Annotated in this window: 8 protein-coding genes; all 8 read right to left on the bottom strand. The window is 48.5% G+C overall.

The window, feature by feature from the left end:
* Positions 1–17: 17 nt before the first annotated feature.
* On the bottom strand, positions 18–995 hold the full coding sequence (locus NST26_RS16580) for an ABC transporter permease (protein ID WP_340979502.1): 978 nt from the start codon (positions 993–995) through the stop codon (positions 18–20).
* 142 nt (positions 996–1137) lie between these two features.
* Positions 1138–2880 (bottom strand): sensor histidine kinase, encoded by a 1743-nt coding sequence (locus tag NST26_RS16575; protein ID WP_340979501.1) that lies wholly within the window; start codon positions 2878–2880, stop codon positions 1138–1140.
* On the bottom strand, positions 2880–4391 hold the full coding sequence (locus tag NST26_RS16570) for a response regulator transcription factor (RefSeq protein WP_340979500.1): 1512 nt from the start codon (positions 4389–4391) through the stop codon (positions 2880–2882). The genes NST26_RS16575 and NST26_RS16570 overlap by 1 nt, the downstream gene beginning before the upstream one ends.
* 205 nt (positions 4392–4596) lie before the next feature.
* Positions 4597–6246 (bottom strand): extracellular solute-binding protein, encoded by a 1650-nt coding sequence (locus NST26_RS16565; RefSeq protein WP_340979499.1) that lies wholly within the window; start codon positions 6244–6246, stop codon positions 4597–4599.
* A gap of 57 nt (positions 6247–6303) precedes the next feature.
* Positions 6304–7191, bottom strand: coding sequence for a carbohydrate ABC transporter permease (locus NST26_RS16560; protein WP_340979498.1), 888 nt, complete (start codon positions 7189–7191; stop codon positions 6304–6306).
* Positions 7185–8168, bottom strand: coding sequence for an ABC transporter permease (locus NST26_RS16555; protein ID WP_445323325.1), 984 nt, complete (start codon positions 8166–8168; stop codon positions 7185–7187). Before NST26_RS16555 ends, NST26_RS16560 begins: the two co-directional genes overlap by 7 nt.
* A gap of 120 nt (positions 8169–8288) precedes the next feature.
* Positions 8289–9875, bottom strand: a complete 1587-nt coding sequence (locus NST26_RS16550; RefSeq protein ID WP_340979497.1) for a response regulator — start codon at positions 9873–9875, stop codon at positions 8289–8291.
* The gene (locus NST26_RS16545) at positions 9872–11620 is read right to left on the bottom strand and encodes a sensor histidine kinase (protein ID WP_340979496.1); all 1749 of its coding nucleotides are present in this window, start codon (positions 11618–11620) and stop codon (positions 9872–9874) included. Before NST26_RS16545 ends, NST26_RS16550 begins: the two co-directional genes overlap by 4 nt.
* Between the last annotated feature and the right edge of the window lie 25 nt (positions 11621–11645).

Here is an 11645-nt window from a genome sequence, read left to right as displayed (position 1 = left end):
GGTTGGTTATCCCCTTTCTAGAATAATGAATTTTCCCGGTCTACTTTTCGGACAATCGCATTTACGGTTAGGATCAGCAGAAGTCCAAATACAGATTGATACAATCCCGCAGCAGTACCCAAGTTGATGCTGAAATTAACAGTCAATGAACGGTATACATAGGTGTCGATGATATCTGTGGCGTTAAGCAGCAGCCCATTGTTGCCGATAATGTTCCAGAACAAGTCAAACTGTCCCTTTAAAATCCCGCCAATGGAGAACAGCAGCAATATGATTACTGTAGGTTTCAGCAGAGGGAGCGTAACGTAACGAATACGCTGCCATTTCGAGGCGCCGTCGACATAAGCCGCTTCATAAATGCTCTCGTCAATCCCCATAATAGAAGCAAGATAGATTACGGTTCCATAACCTAAGCTCTTCCAGATTTCCACGACAACAATGATGATGGGCCAGACCCACGGAGTCCGGTAGAAATCGAATTTCTCCATCCCCAAGGAGGTGAACATATTATTAAGGACTCCATAGTTAAAGTTGAACAGGTTGTAAATAATGGAGCCGATAATAACCATAGAGACAAAATACGGCATAAACATCAAGGTTTGTGAGGTTTTCACGAATTTCTTGAACGCAATCTCTTTGAGCAGCACAGCCATTCCAATCTGGCATACATTGCTCAGGATGATGAAAGCCACATTATAGAGAATCGTATTCCGCGTCAGCTTCCAGATGATGGAGTCTGCCCCACCTTTGAATAGGAATTCGAAATTCTGCAGACCTACAAACGGACTTAATATGCCTTTACTGAAATCATAATTGGTGAACGCATTGTACAATCCAGCAAGCGGCAGGTAATTAAATGCTATGAAATAGGCGAACAACGGAATGAGCATAAAATAATAGGTTTTATGTGCTCTGAAGTCCGCAAATGGCTGATATTTTCGTTTAAGCGCTTTCTTATTAAGCGCTTTCGAAGCAGCCGGTGATACCTGATTCATGCCATCACTTCTCCTTTCATCACTTATTCTACCGCTGTGCTCATGCTTGGAATATCGCAAATTCGCAAGATTTCGCGTAAAAAAGCTACAGGATTGCCTTCCGAGAACGCTTACGCCAACAAAAAAAGAAGGCCGGGAGCCTTCAGCGTCTAACGACAGGTACGTCGAGTAGAACACAGGTTCCTTGGCCTTCTATGCTGATGAACTGAATCGCCTTGGCCTCATCGCCAAAGAATAAATTCAGCCGTTTATCAATGTTCTTGATCCCATATCCGCTTCCCTGATAACCGGCATGTCGCTCTTCTTCCTTCCGGATGCCTGCTCCATTGTCTTCAATCGATACCTTAAGCCGTTCGTCCTCAATACTCACTCTGATTGTAACTGTCCCTGTCCGTTCCGCCTTCTCCATAATTCCATGGACAATTGCATTCTCCACCAGTGGCTGCAGCGTGATCTTGGGAAGCAGGCACTGCTCTGCCCCGCTCTCCATAAAAGTCTCCAGCTGAATTCGATCCCTATAGCGGTTCCGTTGAATCTCCATATAAATGCTGCAGAGCCGCACCTCTTCTTCCACAGTGACAGAGTCCTCGCCTTTGCTGAGCACCAGCTTATAATAATCCGACAGCGCATAGATGACTTGTTGTATTTTGGCGCCCTCTTCCTTCTGGGCCATCCAGCTTACCATATCCAGAGTGTTATATAAGAAATGCGGATTAATCTGGGATTGCAGCGCCTTGAGCTCAGCCCCTTTTTTCTCTTGTCCTAAGCGGAATTGCTCCTCAAGCAGTTCTTGCACGCTATTTATCATATAGTTATAGCTTGAGATCAGATGCCCAAGCTCGTCTGTCCGTGGTTCCAGGTCCAATGTGTTCAGCCTGCCCTGCCGTACCTGGCTCATCTTGTTCATCAGAAGGAAGATACGCTGTGTAATCGATCGGGTAATTGGGAAAATAAATAAAATGATTAATAGGCCGAGTACCAGATAGATGCTGAGCATCTGTACACGAATCTTCTGGATAATCGACATGGCTGCACTGGATGGAATAACAGAGGTCAGATACAGGTTGGTTGAGCCAATCTGATTCCCCCGGGCCAGATATGTTCCACCATCAAGTTGGACCTCGGAATAACTCCCGTTGCTGTTAAGTTTACCGGGGAGCCGCATCTTGGCCATATCCTCCTCACTGCCGCTGCTGGCTACAATCTCTCCTTCAGCAGTTTCCACATACACCAGCTGTCCGGGTACGGATTGTCTCAATGCCTCTGTAATCTGTTTCAGATCGATGTTGATCATGACAAAGCCTACGGATTCAGAATAATCATTCTCGTTCCAGAGTGCTCTGCCCAGAGTCAGATATTTCTTCGGAGCCGGAAATTTATAATCATCTTCGAAGATTAACCAGGTGGACCTCCCCTGAGCCTCAAGGAAGGTCTTGGTCCACCTTTGACCCTGGACCTGACTGAGGGGCCGATACAGCGAGCTCTTGCCGGCACTTACGAATCCGTCATTAACGAAATACATAATCCCGTCAAATTGAGAGTCCGATTCCAGAATCTGCGTATAGGCTGTAATCTGCTCAAACAAGGAAATCTGCTTCCATATTTCTACATGCTCCGGCTTCAGTGAGAATACCGAGTTAATCGTTTTGTTCACTACAATCATTGAAGAGATTTCCTCAATATGAGATACCCGCCCGCTGAGCACAGACAACGTCTGATCATAAGTCTGATTGTTGGCATAGCTTTGTCCGTCGAGCGCATATTTGCGGATCTCATGCTGGGAAACAAAGAAGGTAACCACAAGCGGTACTATACCGACAATCCCGAAAAGGAAGAGCATTTTTTTACGGATCGACAGGTTCTTAAAATCCGGACTCCCCCGCATTACAATTTCATTCTCCGGTACTCTACCGGCGTTAATGTCGTGCAGGTCCTGAAGACCTTGGCGAAATAACTGGCACTGGAAAAGCCGCATAGCTCGGAGATTACATTCATTTTATTGTATTCATTTGAAATCAATTTCTTGGCAAGTTCAATGCGGTAATCCCTGATGTACTGGTTAATTGTCGTTCCTGTCTCCTGTTTGAACAGCATATTGAGATGGGGACTGGACAGATGCATGTGGTGAGCAATTTCCGGCAGGTCCAGATCCACCTTGCTGAAATTAGCCGAAATATAATTGATAACTCCACTGACCAGCCGGGAATACTGTGAGGTGCTCTCGACTTCAGCGCAATAGGCTGAACATATATGAATGACAAACTCCTGGAGTTCTGCAATTGTGCGGCACTCTGAGATTATTGCTTCTACATCATGAACGGTACAAATCCGGTCTATCCTTGCAATCACCGAGCTTATCTCCTGCAGCATCGCCCCGCAAATGGATGAGAACAATGCAGAGACCTGTTCCTTGGAAGGATGACTTCCTTCAGTGAAATTGCCGCAGATGGACTTCACCCATCCTGCAAGGCTCCCAGGCTCCGTCTTTAACAGCCGGTAGAACTCCACAAACAGCTCAGGACTAATGCCTGCAGTGACCTCCTGGCAATCCTGATAACGGTAGAGACGAACATCGGGATGATAGAAAGAATACTCCATTGCCCTTTGCGCTGTTTGGTAACTGTCACTGATCCCGGAAAGATCATTCACTTTGCTGCCGGTAGCCAAATATATCTCATCGAAGGACTTGAGCAGCAGCTTCGCCGCAGTCTCAATGCGTTCCGGTTTGGTTTTACCCAGCTCCAGCACAAAGATGAATCTTCCCTTGCCGAGATTTTCCCCTATTGAAAAGGCTGATTGTCCCCTCCAGAACGCATTGATCTCTTCAAGGAACGCATTCTCCGATTCAGGCAGCGTGGGGCAAACAATAAGCAGACACATATAACCGCTGTTAACCGGATAGCCGGCTTCCTGACAAAACTTCAGGATCTCCTCTATCTCATGATCCCCTTCAATCAGCAAGCGGGTCAGCTTCTGATACTGAAGACTCCGTTTGGTGGAGAGATCATTCTCAAGCTTATGACTCTTCTCAACAGACTGGACTGTTTTTGCAATAGCCGTTTTGATTTCGCTTATTTTGATCGGCTTCTCTATATAATCTACAGCAGACAGTTTTATGGCGCTTTTGAGGTATTCGACATCCAAATAGCCGCTCATAAACAGCAGTTTGGAGTCCGGACATATTTCGCCAAGCTTCTCCGCAAAAGCAATCCCGTTAAGCTTCGGCATCCGTATATCTGTCAGCACGATTTCAGGCTTATATTTGGCCGCCAGCCGCAATGCTTCCGCCCCGTCTCTGGCCTCTAATACACTAAGTATTCCATACTGGCTCCACTCGACGGACTCAATCAGGCCTTCTCTGGTATAATCATCGTCATCGGCAATCAGAATCTGCATATAAATCTACTCCTTGCTGTTATTTCATGAAACAATGATAGCGTTTACAGATAGTATAACATTATTTTATTCATTCATCTGCTGAAGTCATATGCTAAATTCACAAGATTTATAGTAGAAAACGAAGATACTATGCTGTCCAAGCGCACAACAAGCGCGTAACCGGAATTCCGGTTACGCGCTTGTTACATGATCTCCCGCCAAGCTAGATTCCCATCTTCTCGCGGTTCTTCTTCCATACCTCCGTTTCATATTGAACCAGGTCTTGATAGCCCGAATTGTTCAGCGCCTCCTCATATTGTTTGAATACGGCGTCGAATTCGGCCTGATCTTTGGCAAAAGCAAGCTTGGCGTTATAATCCGTCACAATCTGCTTCATCCGGGCAAAGTTGATGCCAAGCTTCGATTTGGAGTCAATGTTCATGATACCGTTGAACTGGTCATTATTCGTCTGTACATATTTGCCATAGAACAAGCTGGCTACTACATCCCACTCAGCCGTTTCGGGATTCTGCTTCACCCGGGCTGCGCCGAGCTGATGAAATTTCCAGGTGCCCAGCGGGTTCCAGCCCAGCTTCAGATTGGCCTTGTCTTCGGCAGACATTGCCTTGCCTTTCTCGCTGTCTATTGGCGCGCCGTTCTCATCCACTTCATCCCATAGAATCCCCGGTGGTCCGTATGCTGATATTCGCTGCCCTTCTTCACTTGCCCACCAGTCGAAGAACTGAAAGATGCGTTCCGGTTCTTTGGCAGCCGTTGTAATAACCGTCTGGTTCCAGCCCAGCTTGCCATAACCAACAGGTGCGACAGTGGACGGATCTACCCCCTCAGCGTGTAGATAAGGGATATAATCATACCCAGCTTCTGGATCCTTTGCTTTCAGAATATCGTTCGCAGCTCTTCCGGCACCAGTCATATTGTTGCCCGACTGGATGGCGACCCGTCCCGAATTCAGCTTCTCGGTCTGTTGCTCTCCGCTCTGGGTCAGAAAGTCCTGAGAAATCAATCCTTCCCGGTACAGCTTGTTCGCGAATTCCTTCGTCTGCTTATAGGCCGGATCATTAAAGATCGATTCAATCGTCTGAGTCTTGAAATTGACATACACCGGTACCTCTTTCAGTGAATCCGCCCAGCGAACATCCCCGTAGCCCCCATAAATCATCATTTCTGACGGATCTTGCATCGGTGTGATATCCGGATATTTCTCTTTAACCTGCTTCAGATAAGCATAAAGATCATCATAGGTTTCCAGCTTCGGCTTGCCCAGCTCGCTATAAATTTTGCGATTAACAATCCAGCCGAAGCTGGCCATCTGATTCGTGTTCTTGGAGCTGCCGAACCAGCTTGGCATCCCATAGACATGTCCATCCGAAGCCCGCATCATCTCCATGGCATCTGGGTCTATCAGTTCCTGCAGATTTGGATATTTCTTATAGTAGTCATCAAGCGGAACCATCTTCTTGTTCTTGACCAGGTTTTCGAATTCAGGGGTGTTCGGGTCCAGTGCAATGACATCCGGAAGCGAATCGGAAGCTACCATAGTACCGAATTTCTGCTTGGCGTTGCCACTTGAGCCTATCTCAATCCAGTTCATTTTCTTCTCGCTCTTCAGCCATTTGGTAACAGCATCCGTGGTTCCATAGCCGCTTGGCGAAGCCCAGTCATAATTCATATAATAGCTGAATTCCAGCGGCTGCTCGCCGAAGGGTGGCAAGTTCTCCGTCGCTGTCGGCGCGGCCGTTGCTGAATTTCCGGCTTCCAACGGAGTGTTGTTATTGCTGCTGCAGGCCCCCAGAATCAGACTGCCGGCCAGCAGAAATGACAATCCGCCTATGTACTGCTTGTTGGTGAACATTAACACATGATTACCCCTCTCTAAATTTAACGGATTTAACTTGCTTGATGGACCCGGCTATTCCTTCAACGAGCCGATCATCACACCCTTGACGAAATACTTCTGCAGGAATGGATAAACAACAATGATAGGCAGGGTAACTACCATTACAGCAGTCATCTGCAATGATTTCGGTGTAAAGGTCTGGGTAACTACATTTACTCCACTGCCCATCTGGCTGAGCATCTCTGCCGTTGAGCTTGAATTAATCATATTCATCAGATAATTCTGCACGGGAAGCAGATCAGGGTTGTTGATATAGATCCCTGCGTTGAACCATTCATTCCATAGACCCACAGCGGTGAACAATGACAGAGTGGCAAAGACCGGACCGGAAACCGGCAGCACAATCCGGAAGAACAGACTGTAATAATTGCAGCCGTCCAGCTTTGCCGATTCCTCCAGCTCCTCCGGCAAGCCCTGGAAAAAAGTGCGGAACACGATCATATTCCAGATGCTAAGCATGCCGGGAATGATGAGTACCCAGAAGTTATCGAACAATCCGAGTTCTCTCAGCCATAGGTAACTTGGAATCAGGCCGCCCTGAAAGTACATCGTGATGATCCCGATAATCATGAAGAAACGTTTGCCTTTCAATTCTTTTTTGGCCAGGGCGAATGCCATCAGTGCTGTGACCAGCACGGATAAGAAGGTTCCGCTTACCGTTCTGGCAATCGTAATGCCCATAGCGCGGAAGAAACGCTCGTCACTGAAGATCACTTCATAGTTGGTAAAGGTAAATGCACGGGGCCAGAAGCTCAAGCCCCCCATCGAAGTATCCTTGCCCTCATTCAAAGACATTACGAGCGTATTCCAGAACGGGTATATCGCCGTAAAAGCCAGGATTGCCAGCAGTGTATAAAGCACCAGGTCAAACAGCTTGTCAGCACCGCCTTTTTTTACCATAAGGAGTTCCCTCCTACCCGCTTCGCCAGCGTATTTGCGCCTACCAGCAGCACAATGTTAATTACTGATTTGAACAAACCTACCGCCGTGGCAAAAGAAAACCGCTGCTCACTGAGTCCCACCCGGTATACATACGTATCCAGTACCTCTGCAACCTGAGTCAGCGTACCGTTCTTCCCGTTATTGGTCAGGGTCAGAATATCCTCGAACCCGGCGCTGAGCAGATTGCCGATGGCCAGAATCAGGAAGATAATGATGACCGGTGCCATAGAGGGCAGAGTCACACTGAACATTTTGCGGAATCGGCCTGCGCCGTCAATCTCCGCGGCTTCATACAGACTGGGATTGATCCCGGCAATTGCCGCCAGATATACGATGGAGCTGAACCCGATCTCTTTCCAGAGACTGGCGCTGAGGAGAATGGTGTAGAAGTATTTCGGCATCGACAGCCAGTTGACCGGAGCCTCAATCAGCCCCAGCTTCAGGAGCAGATCATTCACACTTCCGCTCTCGACAGACAGCAGCGAGAACACCAGTCCGGAGACGATAACCCAGGAGATGAAATGCGGCAGATAGGTCGCTGTCTGAATGAACCGTTTGTACCCGTTGTGCCTGATTTCATTCAACAGCAGCGCCAGTACAATAGGAGCCGGAAAGATCAGGAACAGCTTCAGCGTGGAGATAATCATCGTATTTCGCATCACCATCGACAGCTCGGGAGAGCTGAAGAACATCTGGAAATGATCTAGACCTACCCATGGACTGGCGCCTATTCCAGTGAAAATGTCATACTCCTTAAAGGCAATGATCACGCCGTACATCGGGATGTAGCTGAATAAGATCAAGCAAAGAAAGCCTGGCCAGATCATGGTCTGGAGATCCCACTGCCGCAGGAATCCCCGCAAGCCGCTGCCTCCCCCTGAACGGAGTCGGCCCGGCTTGCTAGTGTTTGGAGTAAGCGCCGTCTGCTGTTTCATCGCTAGTTTATTGATCCTCCCTCTATTTTTCTTAATGATAACGCTTACTGCGACTGCAGACGACTGAGCGAAATAACGAAAAACAGCACAAAATCAACACTCCACTTCCACAGCCTGCACTCAGATACCGAGCCGTTTGCGGTAGACAGCGGGAGTCATTCCCATCAGCTGCTTGAACTGGCGGTTGAAATAGATGCTATTCTTATACCCCACCTGTTCGGCGATTTCATATATTTTCAGGGTAGGGTTCTGCAGCAGCTGGCAAGCCTTCCTGATCGACTGCTCAGTCACATAGCTGCTAAAGTGCTGGCCCGTTTCCTGCTTGAACAGGTGGCCCAGATAATTGGCCGAGAAGCCGAACTGCTCAGCAATATGACGCAGGGTGATAGTCCGGTCGGCCTGTGCTTCTGTATAGCTCATGATCTCCACCACCAGTTTGCGCTTATGATTCTGCTTCTTTAGCATCCACTTCTCAGAACAGGCAAATAGTTCCCTCCTTAGCCACGACTTCATATCATGCTGTGTTTCACATTCAAGCAAGTCATTCGGAACTGCTGTCTCCCAGCCCGTCAGCTCATCGAAGCTCTCATTCAGGTTATGTAACTGCTCCTTAAGCTGAATAAGGGTATGAACGAGCTGCTGAATTACTGTATTGCGGGAAGCCCCTGCCTGAAAAGGCTGAAACAACGCTTCAATCCAGTTATCGATTTCGGTCAGCTGATATTCCTCTAACGCGTATAGCAGCTCTGTCCACTCGGCCTTGGAGTCGGCCGAATAGTTCTGGCTTGATAGTGTTGTCAAATCCGTATCAGCCTGCAGAATTTTGTTTTTTCCTGCCTGCCATTTAGAGCCAAGCGCCTTCACTGATGCCTGATAGGACAACGGAAGCTGGCGATAATCGTTTGTATAGAATCCCAGTCCGACGGAAATCGTGAGCGGGAAGCACAGGCTTACGGCATTTATTAATGCATTGGTCTGCTCCAGCAACGCCGGAGGTTCGCCAATTAGAAGCATTGTTCTTCGCTGGCGTTCCCCCTGGATGCAATATCCCAGCTTGTACTCCTTCACATATTGCTCGACATAAGCTAGGATTTGTCCAGGCAGAGCCTGCCAATCAACGATGTAGTTCCTGGCTGTCCGCCAGTCCAATTGATCGACCTCAACGATAGCTGCAGCCATGCCGGAAGCTGCCGCTTCTTCTCCCAATGCCTGCTCCGCTGATGATTCCAGCTCCTGATATCCGCCTTCCAGCCAGCGGAAGATCATCTCTGCACGGACCAGAGAAAAGGTCTCCTTCAGCCTCACGGATTCGGCGTAACGATCCTGCTCCTGATCAAGGTCAGCAATAACCGCATCCAGCTTCTCCCACAGCTCCTGATCCTCTACCGGTTTCAGCAGGTAACAGAAGGCGTTGAAATCTACCGCCTGCTTCGCGTATTCAAATTGCTTGTGCCCGCTGATGAACATCACGCGGATCTGCGGATACAGCCGCCGCACCCGCCCAATGAATTCCATACCCGAGATCATCGGCATGCTGATATCCGAGAGCACAATGTCTACCTGCCGTTCACGGATCACCTCAAGTGCAGCCAGCGCACTGTTCACCGATGCAGCCACCTCCAGCCGTTTGCCACTATTTTGAATCCGAATGGTCATCCACTCCAGATCGACCGACTCATCATCCACAATTAGAATTTGATAGTTCATTGCTCAGCCTCCTGAATACGGTTTGGTTCAATTGGTGTGCCTGTATACGGCAATTCATAAGGAAGAGTCAACTGCACCGTTGTTCCCCCTCCATATATACTGAAGACCCGGACTCCATAACCTTCCCCGTATTTCAGCGAAATCCGGTCATGGACATTGCGGATGCCGCACCCGGAGGTTACCGCTCTTCCGTCGTTAATCGCACGCACCTGCTCCCGGTGGATCCCTATTCCGTTGTCGATTACGAATAGCAGAATCCGGTTCAGCTCCCGCCTGCCGACAATCCGGATGCTAAGCCGGTCATGGCACCAGGCATGCTTCAGCGCATTCTCCACAAATGGCTGCAGAATCAGCTTGGTTACCTCACAGCCAAGCAGCCCGGCTTCCACCTCCATCTGTGTATCAAAGCGGTCCGAATATTTGATCTTTTGAATGTTGATATACGAACGGACCTGCTCTAATTCACTAGCCAGCGGGATCATATTACGCCCGTCATTGAGCGTCAGCCTGTAGAACTTCGTAAGCCCGGTGACCATCCGGCTAACCTTCTCTGTCTGTCCCATATTGGCCAGGCTGTTGATTGAAGACAAGGTATTATAGAGAAAATGGGGATTGATCTGATATTGCAGCGCCTGCAGCTCGGCTTCCTTCACATGAATCTTCTGGAGATACACGGTACGAATCAGATTATCCATATCTGAAGCAGCCTGGTTGAAGGCGAGTGAAATTTGGGCGAATTCATCCTGTCCGGGAATATGTATCCGCTTACCAAATTCACCGGAACGGAAAGAACGCACATAACTGATAATTTTCTGCATCTTGCGGTTGTAGAGCTTCGCAACCATCAGACCGAGGAGCAGCATCGTCAGAAAACTGGCAATACATACGGTAAGGGTAACATTGCGGATATTGTGGGCATCACGCAAATAGTATTGCTTAGGGACCAGAATCTCGATAGCATACGGAGTGCCGGGAATCTCCTGGGCAACGGTAAGATAAGCTTCATCCTTCTGTTTCTTCACGCGTGTGTCGGGCTGATAAAGGATATCGCCTGTCGTTTGCTCCCTGACCTGCACAATGGATTCGTCACCAACCTTCACCGTGTTCAGCGACTGGAACAGATCATCCAGCCGGGCAGATATCCGCAGGTAGCCTACTTCGGTCTGATAATCATTGAAGGAGATCAGCTTGCGGAACAGAGACAGGTTGCCCTGTTCATAATCCGTATCGATCTGCAGCCACGAATTGTCCTGCTTGCCTGCTTCAAGCTGTCTGAACCAGGGCTGCTGCTCAATACGTGAGGCATAGAGCAGATTGTATGACTTCTCATGCAGCGGCAGCTTCAGGTTCTTGAAGTATTCCTGGAAGCTCTCATTCTTGACATACAGCATGATCCGGATATTGCTGCGGGTAGACTGCAGAGGTGCAGCGAGCAGCGGCAGCAGCTGATCACGGGTAAGCTGGTAAATCTCAAACGGCCCGGCTTCGGAGTTGAGCACCTTCTGGATCTCCGTAGACTGGAACAGTGTATCGGAGATTTGCTGGGTATCCTGGAATTGATAGGATATGTTGTTCGTGAGCTGCTGGAATGTCATCTTCATATTCATTCCGGTCAACACCGAGCTGGACTCCGACAGTCGTGTATAGGTATACACACCAATGAAGATTTCCGTAAGCAACATAATAAGCAGATAGGGAATGGTGATTTTGTAAGAAAAGGGCACGTATGCCCGCGATGCTCTCATTCTTCTGCCTCCTCTCTTATGGTGT

Origin of the sequence: Paenibacillus sp. FSL R7-0128, assembly GCF_038002245.1 — a bacterium.
In the GTDB taxonomy this organism is placed as follows: Bacteria; Bacillota; Bacilli; order Paenibacillales; family Paenibacillaceae; genus Paenibacillus_AQ; species Paenibacillus_AQ silagei.
The sequence above is the reverse complement of the archived record's forward strand: the minus strand, read 5'-3'. Positions and strand labels throughout refer to the sequence as shown.

Coding starts and splice junctions, on each gene's coding strand:
- NST26_RS16580 (WP_340979502.1), bottom strand. CDS start 995: ATGAATCAGGTATCACCGGCTGCTTCGAAAGCGCTTAATAAGAAAGCG.
- NST26_RS16575 (WP_340979501.1), bottom strand. CDS start 2,880: ATGCGGGGGAGTCCGGATTTTAAGAACCTGTCGATCCGTAAAAAAATG.
- NST26_RS16570 (WP_340979500.1), bottom strand. CDS start 4,391: ATGCAGATTCTGATTGCCGATGACGATGATTATACCAGAGAAGGCCTG.
- NST26_RS16565 (WP_340979499.1), bottom strand. CDS start 6,246: ATGTTCACCAACAAGCAGTACATAGGCGGATTGTCATTTCTGCTGGCC.
- NST26_RS16560 (WP_340979498.1), bottom strand. CDS start 7,191: ATGGTAAAAAAAGGCGGTGCTGACAAGCTGTTTGACCTGGTGCTTTAT.
- NST26_RS16555 (WP_445323325.1), bottom strand. CDS start 8,168: ATGAAACAGCAGACGGCGCTTACTCCAAACACTAGCAAGCCGGGCCGA.
- NST26_RS16550 (WP_340979497.1), bottom strand. CDS start 9,875: ATGAACTATCAAATTCTAATTGTGGATGATGAGTCGGTCGATCTGGAG.
- NST26_RS16545 (WP_340979496.1), bottom strand. CDS start 11,620: ATGAGAGCATCGCGGGCATACGTGCCCTTTTCTTACAAAATCACCATT.